Source organism: Microcoleus sp. POL10_C6 (assembly GCF_036701585.1).
Taxonomy (GTDB): Bacteria; Cyanobacteriota; Cyanobacteriia; order Cyanobacteriales; family Microcoleaceae; genus Microcoleus.
In genome coordinates this window covers 45,423-69,954 of record NZ_JAUBRB010000032.1, presented here as the reverse complement: position 1 = coordinate 69,954, position 24,532 = coordinate 45,423, and the positions used below count along the sequence as shown (strand labels likewise).

At 44.2% G+C, this 24,532-nt stretch carries 18 protein-coding genes; 10 read left to right on the top strand and 8 right to left on the bottom strand.

All coding sequences use genetic code 11. The features are described from left to right. Window positions 1-70: 70 nt before the first annotated feature. The 5 genes from QUA34_RS18475 to QUA34_RS18455 form a co-directional block, all read right to left on the bottom strand. Entirely contained in the window at window positions 71-1,933 is a 1,863-nt protein-coding gene (locus QUA34_RS18475; protein ID WP_333388857.1) for a tetratricopeptide repeat protein, read from the bottom strand. Continuing rightward, window positions 1,926-6,017 carry a tetratricopeptide repeat protein gene (locus QUA34_RS18470; RefSeq protein ID WP_333388856.1) on the bottom strand — a complete coding sequence of 1,364 codons (4,092 nt, stop codon included), beginning with the start codon at window positions 6,015-6,017 and terminating at the stop codon, window positions 1,926-1,928. Before QUA34_RS18470 ends, QUA34_RS18475 begins: the two co-directional genes overlap by 8 nt. Before the next feature lie 24 nt (window positions 6,018-6,041). After that, window positions 6,042-8,825 carry a tetratricopeptide repeat protein gene (locus QUA34_RS18465; RefSeq protein ID WP_333388855.1) on the bottom strand — a complete coding sequence of 928 codons (2,784 nt, stop codon included), beginning with the start codon at window positions 8,823-8,825 and terminating at the stop codon, window positions 6,042-6,044. Next, on the bottom strand, window positions 8,822-8,986 hold the full coding sequence (locus QUA34_RS18460) for a hypothetical protein (RefSeq protein ID WP_333388854.1): 165 nt from the start codon (window positions 8,984-8,986) through the stop codon (window positions 8,822-8,824). The genes QUA34_RS18465 and QUA34_RS18460 overlap by 4 nt, the downstream gene beginning before the upstream one ends. A 118-nt stretch (window positions 8,987-9,104) precedes the next feature. Next, window positions 9,105-9,965, bottom strand: a complete 861-nt coding sequence (locus QUA34_RS18455; protein WP_333388853.1) for a calcium-binding protein — start codon at window positions 9,963-9,965, stop codon at window positions 9,105-9,107. Between the two features lie 866 nt (window positions 9,966-10,831). On the opposite strand from QUA34_RS18455, the gene QUA34_RS30235 reads away from it, so the two are divergent. From QUA34_RS30235 to QUA34_RS18445, 3 genes are all read left to right on the top strand, one after another. Continuing rightward, on the top strand, window positions 10,832-10,951 hold the full coding sequence (locus tag QUA34_RS30235; RefSeq protein ID WP_445242830.1) for a hypothetical protein: 120 nt from the start codon (window positions 10,832-10,834) through the stop codon (window positions 10,949-10,951). Window positions 10,952-13,232: 2,281 nt separating this feature from the next. Next, entirely contained in the window at window positions 13,233-13,430 is a 198-nt protein-coding gene (locus QUA34_RS18450; RefSeq protein WP_333231420.1) for a hypothetical protein, read from the top strand. Between the two features lie 709 nt (window positions 13,431-14,139). Continuing rightward, on the top strand, window positions 14,140-14,340 hold the full coding sequence (locus QUA34_RS18445; RefSeq protein ID WP_333056545.1) for a hypothetical protein: 201 nt from the start codon (window positions 14,140-14,142) through the stop codon (window positions 14,338-14,340). A 148-nt stretch (window positions 14,341-14,488) separates the two neighbouring features. Here QUA34_RS18445 and QUA34_RS18440 read toward each other — a convergent pair whose 3' ends face one another. Further along, entirely contained in the window at window positions 14,489-15,238 is a 750-nt protein-coding gene (locus tag QUA34_RS18440; RefSeq protein ID WP_333388852.1) for a pentapeptide repeat-containing protein, read from the bottom strand. A gap of 54 nt (window positions 15,239-15,292) precedes the next feature. Between QUA34_RS18440 and QUA34_RS18435 the strand changes: the two genes are divergently transcribed. Beyond that, complete coding sequence (locus QUA34_RS18435) at window positions 15,293-15,805, top strand: phosphoribosyltransferase (RefSeq protein ID WP_333388851.1); 513 nt, start codon at window positions 15,293-15,295, stop codon at window positions 15,803-15,805. Window positions 15,806-16,034: 229 nt separating this feature from the next. On the opposite strand, the gene dxr is transcribed toward QUA34_RS18435, so the two are convergent. Then, window positions 16,035-17,225 (bottom strand): 1-deoxy-D-xylulose-5-phosphate reductoisomerase, encoded by a 1,191-nt coding sequence (gene dxr, locus QUA34_RS18430; protein WP_333388850.1) that lies wholly within the window; start codon window positions 17,223-17,225, stop codon window positions 16,035-16,037. A gap of 127 nt (window positions 17,226-17,352) precedes the next feature. Between dxr and QUA34_RS18425 the strand changes: the two genes are divergently transcribed. Together QUA34_RS18425 and QUA34_RS18420 are read left to right on the top strand one after the other, a co-directional pair. Then, the gene (locus tag QUA34_RS18425; protein ID WP_333388849.1) at window positions 17,353-18,936 is read left to right on the top strand and encodes a DUF2079 domain-containing protein; all 1,584 of its coding nucleotides are present in this window, start codon (window positions 17,353-17,355) and stop codon (window positions 18,934-18,936) included. A 9-nt stretch (window positions 18,937-18,945) separates the two neighbouring features. Beyond that, window positions 18,946-20,382, top strand: coding sequence for a DUF2079 domain-containing protein (locus QUA34_RS18420; RefSeq protein WP_333388848.1), 1,437 nt, complete (start codon window positions 18,946-18,948; stop codon window positions 20,380-20,382). Window positions 20,383-20,438: 56 nt separating this feature from the next. Here the strand turns inward: QUA34_RS18420 and cas6 are convergent, their stop codons facing one another. Continuing rightward, window positions 20,439-21,569, bottom strand: a complete 1,131-nt coding sequence (cas6, locus tag QUA34_RS18415; RefSeq protein ID WP_333388847.1) for a CRISPR-associated endoribonuclease Cas6 — start codon at window positions 21,567-21,569, stop codon at window positions 20,439-20,441. Between the two features lie 311 nt (window positions 21,570-21,880). Here cas6 and QUA34_RS18410 point away from each other — a divergent pair, with 311 nt between their 5' ends. The 4 genes from QUA34_RS18410 (at window position 21,881) to lptB (ending at window position 24,462) form a co-directional block, all read left to right on the top strand. Next, entirely contained in the window at window positions 21,881-22,243 is a 363-nt protein-coding gene (locus QUA34_RS18410; RefSeq protein ID WP_194012549.1) for a ferredoxin-thioredoxin reductase catalytic domain-containing protein, read from the top strand. 147 nt (window positions 22,244-22,390) lie between these two features. Further along, window positions 22,391-22,798 carry a DUF309 domain-containing protein gene (locus QUA34_RS18405; RefSeq protein WP_333388846.1) on the top strand — a complete coding sequence of 136 codons (408 nt, stop codon included), beginning with the start codon at window positions 22,391-22,393 and terminating at the stop codon, window positions 22,796-22,798. 291 nt (window positions 22,799-23,089) lie between these two features. Next, window positions 23,090-23,560, top strand: coding sequence for an LptA/OstA family protein (locus QUA34_RS18400; RefSeq protein ID WP_333388845.1), 471 nt, complete (start codon window positions 23,090-23,092; stop codon window positions 23,558-23,560). Between the two features lie 173 nt (window positions 23,561-23,733). Further along, complete coding sequence (gene lptB, locus QUA34_RS18395) at window positions 23,734-24,462, top strand: LPS export ABC transporter ATP-binding protein (protein WP_333034782.1); 729 nt, start codon at window positions 23,734-23,736, stop codon at window positions 24,460-24,462. Window positions 24,463-24,532 lie beyond the last annotated feature (70 nt).

Sequence of the window (24,532 nt, the reverse complement as noted above, 5' to 3'; positions counted from 1 at the left end):
TCGCCTTTTATTCAACCTGCGGAGGCACGTGCAAGTTTATATAGGCGCGGTTTGAACAGTAAGTCATATCTTATTTCCAATCCCATCTCCGCCCCAAATATTCCTCTAATTCCTGATTGTAAGGTCGGAAATAATCGCTCAACCTGTCGCGAACCGATTCATTTACCCGCTGATAAGAACCAGGATTAGCATTTTGGTATTCAGACAATTGATATTCCGGCAAATCTAAAAATGCTAAAACTTGCTGGACTATAGCCGCCGCACCTGCATAAAAATCTTCACTTTTCAAAATTAACAACTGTTCTCTAGGAAAGAAAGCCAGCCAGTTTTTAATAAATTCTATGTACCTACCGCGAGCTAAATAATTCCCCGGTTCCTCGCCGATGATGTATTCTGGATTTTGATTCAACCGTTCAATTTCATCGCTAATTACTCGATCGAGCGATCGCGCTTCCCAGTTTAAGTCAGTCAAGCGGTAAAATTGAGAAATCGCCCGATCGACCGGATTTCGTAACAGTACAATCAGTTTCGCCTCTGGAAATGCGCTGTAGAGACGTTCTGGTGCTTCCCGATAGTCAAAATAGCTCGGACTTGCTTCGCCCGTGACAAATTGCTCTCCCAGAGGCATTGGTGGAAAATGAGCCAAATACCAATCAATCCCTCTGTCAAAGTGCCACGAAAAAAAATCCATCTCCTTTTTAATCGGAGTCAAAATTTGCGGGTGTTGAGCTAAATAAGTATACAGAGAAGTCGTGCCACACCGCTGACAACCAATAATTATAAAGTTAGGAACTTTGACTGGTTTTAAGTTCCTATTTTGTATAACAGGCAAGATGCCTGTATCTTCTTGTGGAACAGGCATCTTGCCGGTTCTCTTACTAATAAGAGATGCAAAACTTTGTTGGTAACTGACAGTTCGATAAAAATCAATTGCCTCGGCAATTTTACCTTGCCGTGTCAAAGCTTCCCCCAAATTCAGATAAGGCCAAAAAGCCTCCGGTTTAGCTGCAACAACTTCGCGGCAAAAGTTCTCAACTTCATCTAACTTATTCTGCTTAAGAAAAACTTCCCACAAATTGTAATAAAACCACCAAGGAAGATCGGGATTTATTTGTATTGCTTGGAAAAATGCCACCGCCGCTTCTTCCCAATATTTTTGGTGGCTCAGAACAGCACCTAAATTGTAATAAGACCAGCAATCATCTGGTTTTTGGGCGACAGTTGCGCGAGATGAGGCTAATGCGCGATCCTCTTCGAGGGCAACGCTTACGCACTTTTTTTGCTGCTGCAACAACTCCTCTACTTCCGCTGATAAATTACCACCACTCGGCATGGATGTCAAGAGAGTTTGGTAAAAAATAATTGCGTTTTTTGGGCGATCGTACCTTGCTAAATTCTTTCCTAACTGCAAATAAAACTCCCAATTTTCCGGTGTAATTTGCAATGGAGATTTTTCTAACACTAAGTTTAAATCAGACTCTGTTTGTCCGAGAGCGTCTCCCAACTTCTCGTAAATTCCCGGCAAATCTCCATCAATTTCAATAGCTTTTAAATACGTAGCGATAGCTTCATCCCACTGTTTGAGTTTAGTTAAAGCGTCGCCTAAATTGCAAAAAGACCAAGCAAAATCCGAGTTGAGTGCAATCTCGCAGCGGTAAGCAGCAGCAGCCTCTTCCCATCGCCGAAGTTTCAGCAAAGCATCGCCCAGATTGTGATATGACCAGGAAAAATCAGGATTTAACTCAACAGCTTTTTTGTAAGCAGCGACAGCTTCCTCCCATTTTTCAAGTTTCAGCAAAACATCGCCCAAACTGTGATAAGACCAAGAAAAATTAGGATTTAATTCAATAGCTTTTTTGTAAGCAGCAACAGACTCATCAAACCGACCGCATTCTTGCAGGGAATTTCCCAAATCGTGGTAGTCATTATCCATGCAAAACTCCTGCCATAGCAAGTAATTTCTCCAGCGAACTCAAATCCAACTGCATATCTTTATGTAAAGGTTTGGTCGGAGTTCCATCATCAACCAAATCACAAATTAAATAGTAATGTTCCAAACCGCACAAATTGCTAATCATCCAATAACAGTGCGGGACGTAAAGGGGAGAAAAAATCTCAATCACCTTAGTTCCCGGGCTGCAAAAAACTAGATTTGTCAATCCCCCTCCGTGGGGTGCGACAACTACTTTAGCAGCAGCCAAACACGATGCTTGTTCCGCTATCGACATCGTTTCCAGCTTGACACTGCGGAACCCAAATTTTTCTAAGTATTTAATTACCTCTTCATCGTTGACGATTTGCCGATAGGATGCTTGTTGGCGGCTGATATAAATTCGCTCTGAATAGTCTGTGTTTAGTGGCTGTTGTTCATTTAAAAAGGTCTGTTTGAGAAATTCACACTTCCATTTAGAAACCGCCCCCGACCCGTCATAAGATATTGACGGAACTATTAATTTATCTGCTGTAATGTGTAAATGGCAGCGACTTTCTAAAAGTTTATCTTGAGGAATTCCTAAAGTCTCTAAAGTTTCTGCTTGATAGGAAGAATCCGAGGCATTGACAACAAACTTATCTATAGTTTCTATCAATCCGCTCCGCTGCAAAAGGTCAAATCGCGTCATCACATCAAACATCCAATGAAAATAAGCTGCTCCACCCCAGCGAGCCGATAAAAAAGCCACATTTCCATCGACGTGTTCAGCGGGAAGCAATTTGTCGGAAGTGATTACCAATTCAGAACAGCCCATTGAAATATCAGCAACAAGTTTATTGTCTGAAGTAATCACAGCGGTAGTCACAACATCTGCCCAAGCTCGTCCGTTTGGCAATACGGCAACAAAAGCTTTTCTGGAATGACTTTGATGTTCCCAAAACCTGTGGCTGCTGTCGATTGTTTTGGAATCAGATAAATTGATTTGACTCGCAGGATGGATGTCAATGCAAGTGAGGTGCGAATTGGATTCTGCTGGAACGGTCAAATCTTCTGTAAACCCACAGTATTTTTCGAGAATACTTAAGGGTAAATTTTGATTACTGCATTTTGCCCGATCGCTCTCATCGACTTCTCCTTGTTGTTCCAGAGCATAACCTATATTATCGTAAGCATCAAACAAATCTGGTTTAATTTGCAGTGCTTGAACTAAATGAGTTATAGCCGGTTCCCACTGCTGTTTGGCAATTAAACTCAAACCCAATCCTTCGTAACACCAACAGGATTTTGGATCGAGATTGATACCTTTTTCATAAATGGCGATCGCCCTTTCCAATTCTCCTTGATTCCGCAGTGCATCACCCAACTTTTTATACAGCCAACTATGCTGAGATTCTAGCTCAATAGCACGACCAAAAGCCGCTGCTGCTTCTGGCCAATTTTCTTGTAATTCCAGAACTTCCCCCAAACTATTGTACAACCAACAATCATCGGGATTTAATTCAATAGCTTTGCGGTAAGCCCCCGCCGCCGCCTCCCAATTTTCCAGTGCAACTAAAGCCCTACCTAATCTCTCGTAAGACCAACAAAAATCTGGATTTAGTTCAACTAACTTGCGGTAAGCAACAGCAGCTTCCTCCCACTCAGAAAGCTCCATCAGCACATCGCCTAAATTGTTGTAACTCCAACAAAAATCGGGATTTAACTCAGTAGCTTTGCGGTAAGCAGCAGCGGCTTCCTCGTGTTGCTCAATCGCCTGCAAAGTTTCCCCCAAAAAGTGGTAAGCCCAACTAAAATTAGGGTTGAGTGCGATCGCTCGTTCGTAAGCTGCCTTAGCTTCGTCAAACAGTTCTTTCTCTTGCAGAGCTTTACCCAACTTGTGGTAAGTTAAGTAGTTGCCAGACTTAATTTTAATAGCTGTTTGATACCGGGCGGTCGCCTCATCCAAATAACCGGCATTTGCTGCAATATCCCCCAACTTTTCCCAACCTAGAGACACCAGAGTTTGCTCTTCGCCCAAATTTTGATTGCCAATTTTTTTGACAATCAGTTGATAGCCTTTGTGTACTACTTCTAACTGACTTCCAAACATCTCCAAAAAAACATCTATCCCAATTTTAGTATCTTGCTCCGGGCTGTCGGGAAACGTAAACTCGTAATCGTCAAAAATCATCAATCCCCCAACTTTCACCAACCTCCAAGATAAAATCGCATCTTGCAGAGCACTGGTAGGTTTGTGACAGCCGTCAACGTAAGCAACATCGTAATATTCCGAAGTCAAATTCACTAACAAATCTTGAGAGTAACCTTCTAATTCAATTACCCGATCGGCAGCTCCAGTTTTTACAATATTGCCCTTAAAATGTTGTTGAAAGAACAAATCAATACAAGTAATCTTTGCCGTCGGATGAGTTAAAATATTATCCAGCAGCCAGCAAGCCGACATTCCCTGAAAACTGCCGATTTCCACCACTTGAAAATCCGCAATTCCGGTAAATTCCTGCAAATGCCGTTTCCAAATAGGAATATTGTGGGTAAACCAATCTTGGGTAAATTGATAATCTTTCGCCGCACACTCAGCCCAACCTCTCAATTCTGCCGCTTTTTGGTGACAAATAATTGCTTCTTCTAATTCCCCTAATTGCGGTAAAATATTTCCTAAATCGTTGTAAGGCTTAGAACTGCTCGGATCGATTTCAATTTGGTGGCGGTAAGTGGCAATCTGTGCGTATAACTCCTGTTGTTTCGCCCGAACATCATTTAGTTGGGCGACAACTTCCGCAGCATTGGGTTCAATTTGCAGTGCCATACTATAAAATACGATCGCACCTTCCAACTGCTTCTGTTTCGCTAAACTATTGCCTAAATTTATATAAAATTCTGCTCCATCTAACTCAATTCCGAGCAAGTTGTGGTAAATTTTCCCGCTTGCAAGTACCTCAATAGCTTGACAATAAGTTTCAATTGTGCTGTCTAAACCCGATTCGCTGCGCTTCCGCAAAACATATCCCAACCTCTGATTGATTCCCGTCAAATTCGGCTCAAGCTGAACCGCGTGCAGGTAAGCGCTAACAGCTTCATCCCAGGATTGTTCGCAGGTTAAGGCAATTCCCAAATTACAATAAAACCAAGGAATATTGGGATTTATTGCAATAGCTTTGCGGTAGCAACTAATAGCTTCGGGCCACAGTTGTTTTTGAGCCAAAGCTTCGCCTAAACAATTGTATCCCCAGTAGGAATTATCATTAATTTCAAGAGCCTGACGGTAACATTTAATGGCTTCATCCAACTCGCGCTTCTGCACCAAAACATTACCTAAACCCACGTAAGCACGAGCGTAGTTGGGATTGAGTTCGATGCTTTTGCGGTAACAGGCGATCGCCCGATCTAATTCTCCTCGCTCCGCCCAAGTTTTACCCAAACTGTGGTAAGATTCAAACGAATTTGGATTGATGGCAATGGCTTGTCGGTAATTGGCGATCGCCTCATCCCACCGCTTCTGGCCAACCAGCATTTCCCCCAAATTGTGATAAGCGGTTGCCAGCTTTGGGTTTAACTTAATTGCCCGCGAATAACATTCAATAGCGCGATCGAACTTTCCCAATTCAACCAAACTATTTCCCAGAGTGACGTGCTCCTCAGCAGTTGCCCAATTCGGCTCGATATTAAAAGCTTGATACCAACAGTCTGCCGCCTCTTCTCGCTTCTCCAACTGCGTCCAAATTCTTGCCAACTGCCGATAAGCAGCAGCAAAATTAGGCGCTAGCGAAATCGCTTTTTCACAATTGGCGATTGCCTTTTCCCACTGTTTCTCCTGAGAATACAAAATGCCGAGATTAGCATAAACTTCCGGCAAATTTGGATTGCGATCGATTGCAGCTTCATACCACTGCTTAGCTTGCTCGATTTCACCTCGAACCTGCATCACCTTTGCCAGCGTCTGACAAGCTGCCGCCAAATTCGGTTCAATTTTCAACGCTGACTCGCAAGCAGAAACTGCCTCATTCAACTTTCCTTCGGCTAAATAAACTTCTGCTTGCCGACTCAAATCAACCGCTGCCTTTTCCATCTTCTCAATCGAGGGCATAATTAAACTTGCTCCAGACACCAACTAACTCAAACCCACCACCTCAACCATCCTTTTCAGCGAACTCAAGTTCACTAAAATATCCTCAGTCAGCGAATTCTGATACATCAACTGTCTAATAGGATAGCATTCAAAAGCCTCGCCCGTTAAAAAGTAATGTTCCAACTGCAAGTATTGACTGATTCCCCAGTAATAATGGCTGATATAGTGAGGCGACACCAACTCAATTACTTTAGTTCCCTGGCTACAAAAAATCGTATTTGTCAAGCCACTGCCGTGGGCTGCAACTATTACCTCAGCGTGGTAAAAATGAGCAATTTGCTCTGCCAAAGATAAGGACTCAGGTAAAAGAGAAACAAAGCCAAAATTCTCCAACACCTCAACCACATCTTCCTCGTTCAAAACTCGTCGATATCTTGCTTTGCTGCGGCTGATGTAAATGCGTTTGGGATAGCTGGAACTAGGTATAATTCCCTTGAGAAACTCCCGCCTCAAAAAATCCATCGCCCACCCAGAAGGCCAGCCCAAATATCCCGCAAAAGACGGCACAATTAACTCGGTTGCTTGAATATGAGGCAAGCGATCGCTCTCCAAGACTTTTTCTTCGGGAATGCCCAGAATTCTCAAACTTTCCCGCTGAAATTGGTGCTGACAACTATTCACCAAAAACCAATCAATCTCCGCCAAATCCCTGCCGCTTTGTCGCAGCAATTCTATCCTCGGCAAAACATCAACCATCCAGTGAAAATAGACATTTCCCGACAAACCAGAAAGCACCGCCACGCTGCCGTCAATTTGCTTTAAACCTGGAAAGGATTCTAACTGAAAAACGCTGTGTTTTCTAACATCATGCTTTTCGCATCCCGGCAAAAACCCCGGATAGTCTCTCGACACATCAGCCAATAAATAATTGTCAGGAGTAATTACAGCGATCGCCTTACAAATCAGCCAATAATTTTCCTGTGGAACAATCCAAACTCGCCCGTTGGGAATTGCTGCCACAAAATTCTTGGGCGCCTCCACAGGTATCGGTTGCGAGTTGGACAAACGGCAAACTCCCCAACCCAAATGCACCGGATCGAACCACTTAGAAAGTCGCTGCAAACACAGCCCGCAAGTTAACCCGGCACAATCGGAATTAGCCAATTTGGAATTAGCGATCGCAAATTGGGAATTCGGAATATTTTCTGCACTTGCTTCTGATGCCGATTTCCAAAATATTTCCACATAATTATCACCCTCCAATTTAGCATTAACTAGCCAATCCCAACTCGATAAATAAATACCGTGAGGAGGTTTTATAGAAGTGTTATCTGGCAAGATAAAACTCTTTTTTTTCCATTCTTTCTGCTCCCCATACCCGTGCAATTGCAGCTCTAAAACTTTTTGATAATAATCTATCGCCCGTTCCCAGCGCCCCTGTTTTTCCAGCAGTTTTGCCAACTCAAAATAAACCTGCGGTAAAGCAGGTTGAATCGTCAAAGCTATGCGGTAAACTGCAATTGCTGCGCCCAAGCGCTGTTGCTGGGCTAAGGAATTTCCCACCCGCCAGTAAAGCTCTGCATTTTTGGGCTGAATTTGCAAAGCTTTTTGATAATAAGTGGTGGCAGATTCGTGCCCGCCGTACTCTGTTAAAGCATTTCCCAAATGCAAGTAAATTTCGGCTAAATTATCGCAAATTTCAGCAATTGGTAATTGGGCATTGGGCATTGGGCATTGGGCATTGGGAATAGTTTCTTTTTCTTCCTTCTTCCCTCTTCCTTCTTCCTTCTTCCTTCCCATCAATGCTGTGAGAAATCGATCGCACGCAGCGATCGCCCTTGAGAATTCATCATCTTCTACCGCCGCTACTCTGCGCCTGTCTCCTAAGCGGCAGTAAGCTTCAACAAAATCAGGCTTCAGAGCTATTGCCCGCTCAAAATAAGGCATGGCTTCAGCAATTTTGCCCAAAACCATCAAAGAAAACCCGGCGTCTGTATAGCCCGAAATATAGTCAGAATTGATCTCGATCGCGCGATCGAAACAAGCAAGCGCCGCCGAATGTTCCCCCTGTAATTGCCACGCTTTCCCCAGATTGTAGTGAGCCAAAACCATGTCCGGCTCCAACTCAATAGCTGTGAGGTAAGATGCGATCGCTCTTTCCGGACTTTTGTCCAGCAAGGCTTGACCCAAATTATTGTGCAGCGTTGCCCAATCCGGCTTAATCTCCATTGCCCGCTCGTAAAGCTCGATCGCCTCAGCAGCGCGATCGTCCTTTAGCAAAATCACACCCAGATTGCTGTAAGCTTCCACGTAATCCGGCGCCACGGCAATCACCTGTCGGTAGGTATCCATTGCCGCTTTGATCTGACTATTTTCATCTAAAACCACAGCCAGATTGTATAAAGCATCGAGATAATCCGGTTTTTGGGCGATCGCATTTCGGTAACAGTCAATCGCCCCCAACAAATTACCCTGCTTGTGAAAAACATTTCCCAAGTTATAATGAACTTCAGCCCAATCTGGTTTCAAATCCAGAGCTTGTCGGTAGTGAAAAACCGCCTCATCCAGCCACGCATAGTCGCTGTAAAGTTGACCCAAATAAGCATGAGCCAGAAAAAACTGGGGCGAAATCTCCAAAGCTTGCACAAAAGCGTCTCTTGCCGCCGTCGGATCGCCTTGAGCGTCGAGAATTTCGCCTAAAGTCGTGTAAGCCGAGGGCGACAATGGTTGAAGTTCGATCGCCTTTTTGCAAAACTCGATCGCCTCAGTTAACTTCCCCCGGTTCAAATAAATTTGGGCTTGCCGGATATATTCTTCAGTGCTCATTGCTCGCGGTGCAGTTGCGGTTTCTTTACCGCTTCAGTAAAACCTAGAAATTCTAATTTAAAAACTTTGTATTTATATTTTGCCCGATCGGGCGATCGATTAATTTTATCAATAACTGTCGATCGACTTTTTTTTAACTGCCCCTGCTTCATTTCCTGCATTTAAGATTTCAACCTCACTCCGCTGGTGGCAGAGTGAGGTTGAAATCCTTTAAAACTACCGGCTTTGTGAGAACAGCCCCGAATCTTATCCGGTGCTGCCCCACAACAGCCAGTTGTTTTAGAACAACTCGAAGTTGTTCGAGGTAATTGTCAGGCCAGGCTGCAACTGAGCAATAGTTAGCACTCCGCTGGCGCCGTTGAAGTACAACGCACCGCTTGTTGGGTCGTAGACCAACTTGTTGGTCGTGGTTGCTCCTGGAGTAGCTGCGTTGAAATTAGAAACGACGACAAACTCGCTTGCCTCGAAGCTGCTACCCAAACCAGCGAACACACCGCCCTGCTTCAAGCGGATCTTATCTTCGCCTGGGGTAAAGTCAGTGATCGTATCTACCCCATATTCGCCACCGCTGGAGAAGAAGTAGAACGTATCGCTGCCAGCACCGCCGATCAGGACATCGCTGCCTCTGTCGCCAGAGATAAAGTCATTGCCACCGCCACCATTGACAGTATCGTTGTCTTTACCGCCGTATACAGTGTCGTTGCCGTCGCCGCCGTCGACAATATCATTGCCTTGGCCGCCAAAGACTGTATCGCTGCCACTTCCGCCAAGTACGGTGTCGTTGCCTCTGTCGCCAGAAACCAAGTCATTGCCGTCACCGCCATCAACGAGGTCATCCCCTTTACCAGCAAAGATCCGGTCGTCGCCGCTGCCCCCAGCGACCACATCAGCGCCGCTGCCTGAAAAGATATTATCGTTGCCGTCGCCGCCACCGATACTGTCATTTCCGCCTCCGGTAATAATCAGGTCGTTGCCACCGCCACCTGCGACGACATCTGCGCCCCCAAAAGTCAGGATAATATCGCTGCCATCGCTGCCGTTCAACCTGTTGGCGCCAGTGATGCCGATAACGGTTGAGCCACCGCCACCACCACCTGGTAGTGAACTTGCTGGTTGTGTTGGATTTGTTACCTGTGTCATTTACACTCCTCCTAAAAGATCAATCATTTTTCTACAATACACTTTTCCCTCCAAAGGGATTCAATAAATGAAACCGGACATCGGTTGAGACCCTAATTTACCCGGCTGCTATAAGCTGTCATGTAATTTAAATTGTCAGCAGCGAGCCTCGGAGCGCGAGTTGAATCCTGTATTCGTTGAGCAGCAAATCTCGGTTGTTTCCTGCTTTTGACTCTCGACTCCACCACTGCCTCCTCTAACACGAAAATATTCCAGTTAAACGTTTGCGAGTTTACCATAATGACCATCGATATGGCTAGTCATTATTCAAACAATACCCGGAAGATACACAGAGACCATTTTTAATGGGAGTATGCTCTCAAGATTGAGAAGTTGCACTGGGCCCGCGGGCACTGTCGATCGCCGGAGAGTTCGATCGCCCGCAATGGGGCTGGAACTAAGCTGCGATTTCTTTTAAGTACACTGTAGTTGACCAGACTTTAGATTTTCCCCAAGAGTTCCCCACAAATCAAAATTTTTTAACTGGCTTTCACAGCAAGCCGACGCACGCTGGAGGTCGTATTTAATCAAAAGTGCATCCCAACACTGTCCTGGAGAGGCTTTTGAGCCTCATCACCTGGATGTTTCCAGCCAAATCCGTCACGATCAACGCAGAATTTTGGCTAAAAAACCCTGTTTTTAAACCACAATCCGTCATTTCAACCATGATCCACATCGATCCGGATCATCATACAATGCAGCGATCGTCTTTTGGTGGAGTTGGGACGAACGGTGGGTCGGTAGATTTGTGACGGTACTGTCACTAGATTTTAAATTTTAGATTTTAGATTTAGTCCACAGATAAATCGCAGTTATGGGTTGGCACAATTGTAGTTATGGATAATTTACCTGTTCATAATGCTGAAGCCGTCATTTTTTTGATGGTATCTATCGGCTCCCCAGTAAAATTCTTACATCCCTACTCGCCGGATTTATCTCCCATCTAGTTATAGTGGGCAAAAATCAAAGCGATTTTCCGTCCTGAAGCGTATCCACCTTCAAATGTTCTTGATGAAGCGATTACTAAAGCTATTAATGCTTTTAATGATGAAAATGCTTGGCCATCCTTTCATCACTCTGGTCTTTTTTGATAACCCATTAAACAGTTAATTTTTGTGGTACATTCGATCGGGAGCATCTCATTTTTGTAAAAACACTTCTTCTGGCTCCTTCTTTCTTCCTATTTCCTCCTGTCTCCTGCCTTCTGCCTCCCAACTCCAATTTCTAGCTTGGCTGCAAAAGTGAGATGCTCCCCATTCGAGGGCTAATACCTGTGAGTGAAAATCTTAAGTTTTTAGGAAAAACTTTTTTACTAATTGTTGTTAACTTCGAGCTGAGCATTAACGATTAGCAAATTCCCCGAAATTTGGTTCGGCATTCATTCAGATAAAATCTCTACTATTTATTCATAGCGGTGTGCTGCAAGCTGCGCTGGTGACGCGTTGGAATTGCTCTGGCTATCGTACCTATAGATGTGAGCGTCACTCTCGAAAATATAATTGATGGAAGTAGCTGCATAGTAGGTCAGCCCTAACAGCGACAATAGATTAAGAACTCTATAAATTGGTTTCTCAGATACTTTGTTCATTTTGACTCCTACTTTTTATGCAAATAACTAATTTGGATACCGTGACGGCACTTTTTTTTAGAAGTTCCCAAACATCTCGTACCTCTAAAAATTTAACTGGCTCGCGTTATACACTCCGGATGCCCGATTGCCAAAAATAAGTCCTACTTGAGATGTGAAACAGTTTTTGTTGCCTATTTCATATTGCGGTCTCTGCCTTGAATTGTCTATCTAACTGCGGTAAGAGTTAGGGATTTTGGGCGCCAACGAACTCTACAATTTCCTGTTTAAAGCTACTACGATTTGAAAAAAGGGAGCAGGAAAAGCTTAAAGGGCAAAGATCCTAGCTGTTTTTCCACGCCTAGCCAGGATTTTCCCACCTTCGATTAATGGTACGCAGTTGCCGGAAGTCATGAAAATTCTTAAGTTGGTCAGTGGCAGGCGAAAATATGTCTTAAGTTATATTTTTGCAAGCTACAGGCCATGTTAGATTGCATATTAATTTTGAGCTTGGTTGAGGTGGTAAATAATTTTTGGGTAAAAATTTTCTGGTCGCTGTCCGATAATTTGAGTCTGACAATTTTGCCTGAACAATTTTGACTGATCCGCACCATTAATTCACGATGTGACAGAAAATTAGGCATCAGTCGATTGGATACTTCGGCCTGAGACCTTCGGCGAGCGGTGAGTCAATCTCGCTCAGTTGAACGATTTGAGATTTGAGATTTATTCCACAGAGGAATAGGAGAGCTTGAAGAAAAGCCTCAATTTTAGGGCAGCAGCCGACTCCTGTCGGAAACTTGTAGCCGTTTTTGGGCGGGGTAAAAAAGCAGAAGGCAGAATTTGATAGCTGTAAAAAAATACTGTTTTAGGATTCAGAATTTTTAGGGGATTCTACCTTCTCGCTGCATTTTTTTTACAATGAAACAAGATAAATTACTCGCTGCCAGGAGCGATGCAGGCCGAATAATTTAGGAAGAGATAAGCAAGTGTGTTGAAGCCAGTTACTTCCACAATTTATTATAATTCTTGCTCGCATTGAGCTGTTTGTACCACAGACTTTTTGCTGGTAATTTGCAAAAGGGATAGGGGCAGAACAACAGGCCAAACCAGAGGGCCGATTATTAAGGCTATCCAAGATATCACGTCTTTTTTAGATGTCGCAGTATCATTCCAAAAACTTTTGAACCAAACAAGAAAAACGATTAAGGCAATCGAAAAGTAGCTAATCATTATCATTTTTTTACCTCCCTGTCTATAGATGGGATAGAAGTATTTATAATTATTGTATCTCAGGCCGTGGCTCGCCGATCGCAACTTTATGCTCTGAGCTGCAAGCTGCAAGTGTCTAAAAGCCAAAGTTTCACAGCTATCCAAGTCCAGAGCCTGCGATGTTGAGCTGACTTACTCCTGCTGCGCGGCGCGAGGTGCTAAAGGTCTTGCGTTCAGCGCTTTTCGAGGTTTTGTCAAACCTTGAGGCTACCACCCCAATTATAGCTTATGCGATCGAGGTCTGTGGTTGTTTGTGATTTAAATCACGTATACTGGCAGACTTCGGTCACAAATCGAGCCAAGAACGATCACAAAGCTTAGCCGACTGCAATCACCCTACTTTTTTCTCAAATGCTCGATATTATAATAGTCGAGTTCAACGAGATTTCATGCAAGCTCTGACTTTAAAATCTGATCGCGCGATCGCTGAACTGTTCTATCAAGTCACCAATTCAGGCAATCTGACTCGCACTGAAAGCCACGGATTGCGCGAACTCTGCCAAAGCGCTCTCAGCGAAGACGCCAGAGATGCAGTCAACCGCCTGCTGCACGCCATCCGCCGCGGATGGGTCAGGATTTCCGATTAGTCCCCTCACACAAGAAGTTGAGATGAGTATTTCTACTTTCTCTCCTGTCAAGCTTTCCCAACAATAAGATTGAAGTGAGTAGGTCGCTCCATTAGCCTTCTCAAAAAAAATTTGTACTGCGATCGAAAAGCTCGACCCGGTTTCTTGAAGAAGCCGGGATTTTTGATTTTAAGCAGTCAGTCGATTTTAGATTTTAGATTTTAGATTTTAGATTTTAGATTGACTTCACATATGAATCTGGGAGCTTGAACTAAAGGTTAAAATTTGGGGCGGATGCCCGCTCCTATCGGAAACTTGTATCTGTCTTTGGGCGGGTTATTAAGTATATCCACGGAAAACAGACCACAGCAAGAAACTAGGTAAATGTAGGTAAAAGCGGGTTTATAAACAGGCTAAAAGTTTTACCTTGAATTAAGCAGAGCGATTTCGCTAGCAGTCATTAGTAATCTCTTAATAGATAAATATTAATTTATTTGTCACCGTTTCTTAACCAAAAGTAGAGACGTGGGGGTTGCCAGAAGCAAGGAATCGGGACGGGGTTTATGTTTCAAGTAGCAGGGCGATCGAGGAAATATCAGATCCCCAAGTTCGGCTGACACAAATCACTCATCAATAGCCAATCGATCACATTTACTCCCGTAGTTGAATCACATCAATTTTGGAAAAATCAGTCAATACTGTCAAAAGTGAGTTCAAAAAAAAACACATGATGACAACCCAAACGCTTTTACCTCAATTTACTATTGCAGAGCTAGTCTTTCAGGTATATCACTCCGGTCTGCTGACTCCCACTCACCGACAACAGCTCAAGACAGCGCTGTTAAATGACTGTCTTACCGAAGAAGATCAAACAGCCATCAACCGCTTGCTCCACGCCGTTCGCCGGGGCTGGCTGAAGGTTGTAGATTAAACTCGGTTCTAAATTTTTTGCCACTACTCTTTAAATGCACTGTCACTTGAAGGCAGAATTAAATCCCCTTAAAAAAATTAGGCATTAGCCTAAATGTAGGGTGCGCCATAGGCACCCTGCGGTTTTAACTTCTATTTTCTCAGCTTATTTAGTCACAGATTGTCCCGTCAGGCATCATGGCCTCTCTCAGATTCGCTTCATCCAAATTTGTCCCGCGCAAAGAAGCTTGATGCAAGTTTGCTCCCCGGAGATTTGCTCCCTTAAGGGAAACTCCGCTCAAATCTGCTTGATGGAGATTTGCACAACTCAAGTTAGCTCCGCTCAAATCGGCTCCCTTCAAATCAGCTTTTTCCAGATTTGCTTCCGTCAAATTAGCCCAACTCAGATTTGCTTGAGTTAGGTTAGCACGGCTGAGGTCAGCTTGTGTTAAGTTCGCATCCGTTAAATTTGCTTTGCTCAGGTTGATTCCGCAAAGCTTTACTTCTGTCAAGTTTGCACCTTGCAAGTTAGCGTTAACTGCATAAACTTGAATCAAAATTGCCCCCTGAAGGTTTGCATCTCTCATGTCTGCACCCCTGAGACTCGCCCCCGTTAAATCGGCCCCGCTGAAGACGACACTCCGCAAGATGGCTCCGCTCAAGTTCGCTCCCACCGCCTCGCATTCGCCAAAATTAGCGGACATGAGGTTGGCTTGGGAGAGGTTGGCTTGACTGATATCTGCTTGATACAGATTAGCTCTGTAGAGGGTGAGACCGATCGAATTTGCACCTTTTAAATTAGCGTGACTCAGGTCAATATCGCGCAAATTTGTCCTTGAGATATGGGCACCGCTCAGGTCTACTTTGTGAAAAACCCGTTCTCCGGCTGCATACCGTCTGAGAAGTTCCTCTGCATCCATGTCATTTCCCCCAAAATATTTAATAATACCTTTGATATTTCAATAATATTAGGCATGAGCGACCTTTACGTTTCTTGGTCTCAATACCATCGAAAAATTGAGGATTTGGCTGTAAAAATTGAGGAATCTCGGTGGAAATTCGATCAAATTGTCTGTCTGGCGAGGGGAGGGCTGCGGGTTGGGGATACTCTGTCGCGGATTTTCGACAAACCTTTGGCCATTTTAGCGGCCTCGTCTTATGGTGGGGCCGAGGGAAATGTCCGGGGCGCGATCGAGTTTGCCCGCGATTTGACAATGGTGGGCGATAATTTGGGCAGCCGCATTCTCCTGGTTGACGATTTGGTCGATTCGGGAATTAGTTTAGAGCAAGGTATCGCTTGGCTCAAGAGTCGCTACGGCGAGGATATTCAGGAAATTCGGACTGCTGTACTCTGGTACAAGGCTTGTTCTGTTGCAAAGCCGGATTATTATGTAGATTATTTGGCTGACAATCCTTGGATTCACCAACCTTTTGAAATGTACGAAAAGATGAGTGCTGCTGATTTGGCGGTAAAAGTTGGGAATTAGTCAATAAAAGACTAAAATCAGGTCAATTTTTTATAGGGTTTTGCCGATATCTTGCACTTTTTGGCATAGTCCGCCAGGGGTTAAAAACCCCTGTCTCATAGCTAAAGTCCTCTGAAAGAGGACTGGATATTTATCAACGTTGGGCAGTCGGTTTCAACCGACTTTAGCTATGAGACGGGGAATTCATTCCCCGGCGGGCTTGTGGGTAATTGCAAGTCTGCTGATACAATTAGCGAACCGAAAGAATACGATCGCCCAATTCCATACTATCTGCCAAAACTTCCTGCCGCGCCCACCTATCCGCGGCCAAAATATCGTCTAAACCAGGACTTTCACAGTTATCGGCTTGATGTTTGTCGCAGGCCTTCTCAATCAACTTCGGAATATCCAAAAACTGAATCTTCTCCTGCAAAAATAGCGCTACCGCCTGTTCGTTTGCCGCATTCAGCACCGCAGGCATCGAACCGCCCGCACGTCCCGCCGCATAAGCCAACTGCATACAAGGATACTTTTCGTGGTCGGGTTCTCGGAAAGTTAAATCCCCAGCTTTTACCAAATCCAGCCGTTCCCAATCTGTATGAATTCGCTCCGGCCAAGACAAAGCATAAAGCAGCGGCAATCGCATATCCGGCCATCCCAATTGCGCCAAAACCGAGGTATCTTGCAGCTCAATTAACGAGTGAATTATGCTCTGAGGATGGATGACAATATCAATGTCGTCATAATCCATTCCGAACAAGTAATGAGCCTCAATTACTTCTAATCCTTTATTCATCAAAGTAGCAGAATCAATTGTGATTTTCTGCCCCATCGACCAATTCGGATGTTTCAAAGCATCGGCTACTGTTACTCCTGCTAATTTCTCGATCGGTAAATCTCGAAAAGAACCCCCCGAAGCAGTGAGAATGATTCGCCGTAACCCGCCAACCATAACACCTTGGAGGCACTGAAAAATTGCCGAATGTTCCGAGTCAGCAGGTAATATTTTAACGCCGTATTTTTCGATTAAGGGGTTGACAACGGGGCCCCCTGCGATTAATGTTTCTTTATTGGCTAAGGCAATATCTTTGCCTGCTTTGATAGCCGCAATTGTTGGCAACAAACCGGCGCAGCCAACTATTCCCGTGACGACGGCTTGAGCGTCACCGTATTGGGCAACTTCGACAACGCCTGACTCGCCAGCAAGTAAAATAGGTTGAGGGTCGAGATCTGCGATCGCCTCTTTCAATTCCTGTAATTGATCTTCGTCGCAAATCGCGACAATTTCCGGTCGAAACTGGCGAATTTGCTGGGCCAGCAACGTTACATTTCGTCCGGCGGTTAACCCGACAATCCGAAATTGATCGGGGTATTGAGCTACAATATCCAGAGTTTGAGTGCCGATGGAGCCTGTGGAGCCGAGAAGAGTTATTGCTTTCACAATTTTGTAATGTTTTGTGGATTATTCTAATATTACGATTGCGGGGATAAAAATTAGTGGTTAACTATTGCGTGGAAAGCACATTCGATGGAATCATATTTTGAGTGACCACCTAGTGCCATATTTCATGCAGAATAGGGAAAATTTTGCTGATGACCGTGAGGACATCAGTGTCTCGATCGGCGAAAATAGAGAGGAAGGTCGATCGCAGCTACCGTCGAGTTTGGTTTGGGCGATCGCTACTGCTGCGACAATTTTCTTTTTGTGTAGCAGTTTACGCCACGCTTTATTCCAATCAACAGCTTTCGATTTGGGAATTTTTGACCAAGCAATTTACTTAATCAGCCAAAACCAAACGCCTTTTTCTTCTTTAATGGGGATTCATATTTTGGGCGATCACGCAGCGGTAATCTATTATCCGCTAGCTTTGCTGTACAAAATTTACCCGGATGTGCATTGGCTGCTGTTGGTACAAGCAGTTGTATTATCCCTGGGCGCTTGGCCTACGTGGAGTTTAGCGCGTTTGGCAGGTTTGAATCAAGAACAATCCCGTGCGATCGCATTGATTTATTTGCTCTATCCGGTGGTATTTAACATCAATTTATTTGATTTTCACCCGGAAGTAATCGCTTTACCCGCACTTTTAGCAGCAATTTTGGCGGCACGTTTAAATAAAATTGTGTGGTTTTGTACCGCTATTGTGTTAGTTCTCAGTTGCAAAGCGGTTTTGTCCCTAACCGTTGTTGCTATGGGCTTCTGGCTGTTTTTTTGCGAAAAAAAGCAACGGTACGGGGCGATCGCACTTTTGCTTGGTGCAGCTTGGTTTTTGATAGCTTCCCAGAAAATCATCCCCTTCTTTAGCGGCAGCGAAGTCGCTGGAGTCGGGCGCTACAGCTATTTAGGCAAATCCGTACTAGAAATTATCATCAATCTCATATTAAAACCACAGTTAGTATTAGGAAAAATCGTTTCCTTCGATACATTCAAATATTTATTTCTCCTCACCTTACCTGTGATTTGGCTGCTATTGCCATTCTCTGGCAAACTACGCCTACAATATTTAACAGCGCTAATTCCTGCCCTCCCTACCCTGCTGATCAATATCCTCTCTGACTTGTCATTTCAACGCAGCTTAGCCTATCAGTATTCAGTGCCTGTAATTCCATTCTTATTTTTAGCAGTTATCGCGAAGGAAGAAACAAGGAACAGGGAAGAAATAAAAGGCAACAAGGAAGAGGATAAAGTAAATAAGCAACATTTTTTAACATGGGTCAATCTGCCACAATTTAAAAACTTCCGAATTTCTCAACTTTGGCAGGGAATTCAATTGCCGAGAATCATGATAATTTGGTCATTACTAATCTTCCTATGTGTGGGCGAATATAAAGATTTTTATCTGTACCTAAATAGAGTAGATACCTGGCAAGCTACACGCGAAGCAGTCGCACAAGTTCAACCCCAAAGCAGTATTTTAACAGATAATAGACTTGCCCCTCACTTTACCCACCGCCCAATAGTAAAATTGCTGTCACAAATTTCCCCCCAAACAAATTTAGCTGAATTTCAATACATATTATTAAACCTGCGCCATCCCTGGCCCGATACTGAAAAACTTGGTGCTACTTTAGCAAATAAACTTAAAACTTCTCCCGATTTTAAATTAACTTATCAAAAAAACGAAGTCCTGCTATTTAAACGAAGGGCTGATTAAACCAATAAAATGCTAACTTTCAAATCCCTAAAATCTCATCCAGTATTTTTAATGATTGTCGTGACAACGATAGTCTTATTTGCCGCCAGCAGCGCGCGGCACGCTTTGTTTCAGTCAACTGCATTCGACTTAGCAATTTTTGACCAAGCAATTTATTTAATCTCCCAAAATCAAACGCCATTTTCCTCTTTAATGGCAATAAATATTTGGGGGGATCACGCTGCTTTTATTTTCTATCCACTAGCTTTACTTTACAAAATATATCCCGATGTTCACTGGCTTTTTTTAGTGCAAGCTGTTTCCCTAGCTTTAGGCGCTTGGCCGAGTTGGAGTTTGGCACGTCAAGCGGGATTAAACGAACGAAAAGCAATGGCAATTTCAGCCGTATATCTACTTTATCCCGCAGTATTTAATGTCAATCTCTTCGACTTCCACCCAGAAGTCATTGCTTTACCAGCACTGCTAGCAGCAATCTTAACCGCGAGGCTGAATAAAACCTTGTGGTTTTGTGCTGCGATTGTATTAGTTTTGAGCTGCAAAGCCGTGCTATCTTTAACTGTGGCTGCGATGGGTTTGTGGCTGTTATGTTTTGACAAAAAACGCAATTGTGGACTCATAGCTCTCTTTCTAGGCGCGGGTTGGTTCCTGGTAGTTACTCAGGCAGTTATACCGTATTTTAATCAGGGAAGAGAACACGCGGGAATAGGGCGATATCAATATTTGGGCAACTCAGTTTTTGAAATTGCTATTAATTTAATAGTGAAACCAAATATAGTTTTAGGGCGTTTGTTTTCTTTAGAAACTTTTGAATATTTAGCGTTATTGCTATTACCAGTAATTTGGTGGCTGTCTCCGCGTCATCTGTCATCTTTAATTAGTGCTGTGCCAATGTTGGCGATGAATATTCTTTCCGATATCCCCGCTCAGCGGGATTTAATTCATCAATATTCTGTGCCGATATTGCCGTTTTTATTGGTGGCCATAATTTCCAGTTTAGCAGCTAGCAATCAGCAAAAGGGAAAAACAGTATTTGATAGATTGCCACTTCCTAATTATCCATTGCCTAGAGTCATTGTAATTTGGTCATTGATTGCTTTCTTAGCTTTAGCGAAATACGGGTATTTTTGGACTATTTATTTAAATGGGATCGACACTTTGCCAGCTACCAGAGAAGCAATTTCTCTTGTTGAAACCAAAGGCAGTGTTTTAACAACTGCTCAGATTGCTCCGCATTTAGCGCACCGCCCTGTAGTAAGATTAACTCAGGCTCAGGCGCCGCCTGCAACTCTCGCAGAATTTGATTATGTATTACTTAACCTCAGATATCCTGGCTGGATGAGCGATCGAGCTTTTGTGGAAAACCTCATAACTCAACTAAAAAACAACCCTCAATTTCAACTCAAATATCAGCGAGACAACATATATCTATTTACTAAGAGTCCTTAGTCAGCAGTCATCAGTCATCAGTCATCATTCAACAGTCAACAGTCAACAAATTCGCGCTAATCCTCCACTTTCAAAGCCCTTCTTGCCAACTTCACGTAAGTTTTCACAGTTTCATAAGGCATTTCTAAATCAGCAGCAATATCAAACAAAGATTCCCCCAATTCCCGGCGTCCCAAAATCGTCGCCCAAGTTTCCGCAATCTCAGCAGCGCGACTTCCACCTTTACGCTTTCTCAGTGCCATAAACTTCTTTGTCAATTCCTCTATTCGCGCCCCCAAGAGGCTTTGTATTGACACTTCAGGTAGGGCTTCTGTCAACCATTGTGCTCGCGTTTGTCCCAATCCAAAAGTTGTTTTGTGGCCTGTGCCGCAATAAGGCGCTAACCGCCCCAAAGCATAAAATAATTGTACAAAATCAGGGCGATTGTGAGCCGATCGCCCTAGACCAAATTCCACAGCCCCAGTGAACCCCGTTACCATGCCTTTTTTGCCCGCCACTACCTTTTGCGACTCCAATTTGTGGCGGCTAATAATTGCATTTTCATCAATCCAATTCAAAAATTCTGTTTGGTCAAAATTTACCCCCGAAAAGTTATTCCAGCGGCGCAAATAGCTGTGAAAAACATTTTCGGGAACTGGCAAAGGGAAATGATGGCCTTTGCTGCGAAAGCTTGTAGGAGTCACAAAACTAAGTTTTATGTTGTGGGATAATGGGATTTCTGCTGTTAGTAATTGCTGGTAAGTTGTGGGAGCAAAAGCAATATCCCAAGAGCGAATTAGCAGCGGAGCATTTCGTAAATCTATCTCTTCGGGCAAATTTGGCAGCCACTGACTCAGCCACTGCACTACTGGCTTTGAAAGTCCTGTTACGTACCAGCGATAAATTCGATCGCCCAAAAGCTGAAATTCTTTGCCACCAGGGAGCAAATCACCTTCCAATCCCGAAATAGTAAAGGCTTTTTCTGACTGTTCATCGTGCAAAAGTTGCGATAAATCCGGGTCAGTTTGCTGCACTTGAGCTAAAAACCAAGCGTGCAAACCTATAGCATACTGCGCGTACAGATAGCTAGCAGCGCGGGGAGTCAATTCAAACACTAATCCGACTAACTCGGTGTCAGCCGGCCAAATCAGCCCAGACGGAGGAGATTTTCGATCACGGGTGCCGGTGCGGTTCGGGGAAGTTGCCATCAGATGCCGTGCCTATAACCGTCACAGAAAGAGCGCCGTGCTATCTTAGCCGATTTTTATCCCCTTTGGGGGATGATTGTTGAGGGCGATCGATCGCCCAAATCTTTTGGTAGCTTCAAAAACTCGCTCTGCCGCCAGTTTCCCGCACCCTCCGGGATAGACAAAAACCACTAAAAAACCAACAACCTAAAACTCAATCTTTGTCAAGGTTTTCTTCCTTGTAACTAAACAGAAATATACCAGTGTTTAAAATCACATTCTGCGCTACAATTGTCAAAAGCTCGTAGCATCCTCAACTCCGATCCTAAACTATGAACACAACAGAAAAATCTAAACTATCCAACGAAAAAACTTTGGAGGCAATGAAGAATTTCTCCGAAACCTACGCCAAGCGCACGGGAACTTACTTTTGTTCCGAACCTTCCGTCACTGCTGTCGTGATAGAAGGACTAGCAAAACACAAGGATGAACTAGGCGCTCCCTTATGCCCTTGTCGCCATTACGAAGATAAAGAAGCCGAAGTAAAAGCCGCCTACTGGAACTGTCCCTGCATTCCCATGCGCGAGCGGAAAGAGTGTCACTGTATGTTATTTCTGACGCCAGACAACGATTTTGCTGGAACTAATCAGGAAATAGGAATGGATCAGATTCAAGCTGTCAGAGAGACTATGTAATTGGTTAAGTAGGCGGTCGTGAAATGGCAGTAGTTTTGAAAATCATTCGGAAGTTTTCCTATTTTTAAGACTTAGCTATTAAAAAACAATCGATCGCCGCCTACTCAAACATATATCCGCCATCGAAAATCCCCAATCCCCAATCGAATGACAGAGGAAATCCCGATCGAGTTTTGGCAAGGTGTTGAACAGTTTAACAGCCAAGAATTTTACGCTTGTCACGATACTTTAGAGGCTTTGTGGATGGAAGCCTGCGAGCCGGAAAAAAGGTTTTATCAGGGAATCTTGCAAATTGCGGTCGCGCTTTATCACTTAGGAAATCAAAACTGGCGCGGTGCAGTCATATTGCTGGGAGAAGGAATAAATCGGCTCAGTTTTTATCAGCCTAGTTATGCTGGAATTGCTGTTGAAGACTTGCTCGGACAAAGTGCTAAACTTTTGAGCGCTTTGCAACAAGCTGGCCCGGAAGAAGTAGCTAAATTTCAACCGTTGTTCGCAGGTACAGAAGTTGCCGGCTTGCAATTGCCGCTAATTATCAAAGTACCAAAAAGTTAAATAAATATTTGTATTAGGGTGCAGTATACTTAGCCTCTACACAGAGGAGGGCTGGCTGCCCAAGCAGATTAATTGACTGTGGAACGAGTATCTTGCCGGTTTCTGGGTAAGACAGTTGCAGCCACTCAGCAAAATAGCCAATTAAATTCGCTGTTGTCTTGCTAGGATAATTGGTTGAGACTATCGGGTCAATCGATCGACCTCACGGGAATCTTTCTGGCCGTTAAGATAAAATATCTAACTGGATATAATGCCCTTCAGTAATTTCACAAATATTGAGGCTCCAAGCTTATGATGCCCTCCGCTAAACTGCTCAATTCCGGCATATTCAAAGGATTATCGCTGCTGTTGCCCCTGACTCTGGCAGGCGCGATAGCCTCTCCCACCTACCCGCAAGCCGGGCCGCCCCGCACTCTCAGCGTGCGATCGGACATTCAAGAAGCCGACTCCAAAACCGGCATCGTGACAGCCCGCGGCAACGTCCAAATCAACTATCCAGCCCGCCAAATACAAGCAACCGCAGCTCAAGCTCAATACTTCAGCCGCGAGCGCCGGATCATTCTCAGCGGAGACGTTTACGTATTGCAGCAGGGCAACAGCCTACGCGGCGAAACCATAACATACCTGATCGACGAAGGGCGGTTTATTGCCCTGCCAGACAACCCAGGACAGGTAGAATCTGTTTATCTGGTTGCCCCGGAACAAGATGCGGCAGCCCAAAATACAGTTGGCTCCCCACGTCCAACTACAGCCCCCCGGTAACAGTGGCTTGCAGCAGCGAAATTTCGCCTCAGCCAAAACATACTACTTGGGATAGATGCGAAATTTCGTCTTTATAAAACTCACAAACTTGAAAAGGTAAAATTTAAATTAGAGACTCGATCGCACACAGCAGCAGTCTGAAATTTAGCTTGTAGAGCTTGCCGGGAGCGAAAATGAAAATTGTACTCGAAAATATTCACAAATCCTACGGAAAACGCAATGTAGTCAGTCGCGTCAACCTTTCGGTAGCCCAAGGAGAAATAGTAGGACTGCTCGGCCCCAACGGTGCCGGCAAAACCACAACATTTTACATAGCAACCGGATTAGAAAAACCAAATCAAGGCACCGTTTGGCTAAATGATTTAGACATCACTAAATTGGCGATGCACCAGCGAGCACATTTGGGAATTGGCTATCTCGCTCAAGAAGCAAGCATTTTTCGCAACATGAGCGTGCGCGACAACATTTTGTTAGTCCTAGAACAAACTCAAGTGCCGCGCTGGGAATGGCGCGAGCGAGTCGATTTCCTATTGCAAGAATTTCGCTTAGAAAAAATAGCATCCAGTTTGGGAATTCAAATATCGGGGGGAGAAAGGCGGCGGACTGAACTGGCCAGAGCATTAGCTGCGGGGCGCGACGGCCCGATGTTCCTATTTTTAGACGAACCGTTTGCAGGCGTCGATCCGATCGCCGTAGACGAAATTCAAACCATTATTGCTAAATTGCGCGATCGTAAAATCGGCATCCTCATCACCGATCACAACGTCCGAGAAACCCTCGAAATTACCGATCGAGCCTACATCATGCGAGACGGCCAAATTTTAGCCTCCGGGGCTGAAGAAGAACTCTACAGCAATCCTTTAGTGCGTCAGTATTACTTAGGCGACAACTTCGTGCGATAGTCTTTTGAAGGCATTCCCCATGGCCATAATTTTAGATTTGAGATGTTAGATTGAGGAGCAAACTGCAAAA

What these genes read in the sequence shown, in the direction of transcription:
- QUA34_RS18475 (WP_333388857.1), bottom strand. Translation starts at nt 1,933, where the DNA reads ATGGATAATGACTACCACGATTTGGGAAATTCCCTGCAAGAATGCGGT.
- QUA34_RS18470 (WP_333388856.1), bottom strand. Translation starts at nt 6,017, where the DNA reads ATGCCCTCGATTGAGAAGATGGAAAAGGCAGCGGTTGATTTGAGTCGG.
- QUA34_RS18465 (WP_333388855.1), bottom strand. Translation starts at nt 8,825, where the DNA reads ATGAGCACTGAAGAATATATCCGGCAAGCCCAAATTTATTTGAACCGG.
- QUA34_RS18460 (WP_333388854.1), bottom strand. Translation starts at nt 8,986, where the DNA reads ATGCAGGAAATGAAGCAGGGGCAGTTAAAAAAAAGTCGATCGACAGTT.
- QUA34_RS18455 (WP_333388853.1), bottom strand. Translation starts at nt 9,965, where the DNA reads ATGACACAGGTAACAAATCCAACACAACCAGCAAGTTCACTACCAGGT.
- QUA34_RS18450 (WP_333231420.1), top strand. Translation starts at nt 13,233, where the DNA reads ATGCAAGCTCTGACTTTAAAATCTGATCGCGCGATCGCTGAACTGTTC.
- QUA34_RS18445 (WP_333056545.1), top strand. Translation starts at nt 14,140, where the DNA reads ATGACAACCCAAACGCTTTTACCTCAATTTACTATTGCAGAGCTAGTC.
- QUA34_RS18440 (WP_333388852.1), bottom strand. Translation starts at nt 15,238, where the DNA reads ATGGATGCAGAGGAACTTCTCAGACGGTATGCAGCCGGAGAACGGGTT.
- QUA34_RS18435 (WP_333388851.1), top strand. Translation starts at nt 15,293, where the DNA reads ATGAGCGACCTTTACGTTTCTTGGTCTCAATACCATCGAAAAATTGAG.
- QUA34_RS18425 (WP_333388849.1), top strand. Translation starts at nt 17,353, where the DNA reads ATGCAGAATAGGGAAAATTTTGCTGATGACCGTGAGGACATCAGTGTC.
- QUA34_RS18420 (WP_333388848.1), top strand. Translation starts at nt 18,946, where the DNA reads ATGCTAACTTTCAAATCCCTAAAATCTCATCCAGTATTTTTAATGATT.
- cas6 (WP_333388847.1), bottom strand. Translation starts at nt 21,569, where the DNA reads ATGGCAACTTCCCCGAACCGCACCGGCACCCGTGATCGAAAATCTCCT.
- QUA34_RS18410 (WP_194012549.1), top strand. Translation starts at nt 21,881, where the DNA reads ATGAACACAACAGAAAAATCTAAACTATCCAACGAAAAAACTTTGGAG.
- QUA34_RS18405 (WP_333388846.1), top strand. Translation starts at nt 22,391, where the DNA reads ATGACAGAGGAAATCCCGATCGAGTTTTGGCAAGGTGTTGAACAGTTT.
- QUA34_RS18400 (WP_333388845.1), top strand. Translation starts at nt 23,090, where the DNA reads ATGATGCCCTCCGCTAAACTGCTCAATTCCGGCATATTCAAAGGATTA.
- lptB (WP_333034782.1), top strand. Translation starts at nt 23,734, where the DNA reads ATGAAAATTGTACTCGAAAATATTCACAAATCCTACGGAAAACGCAAT.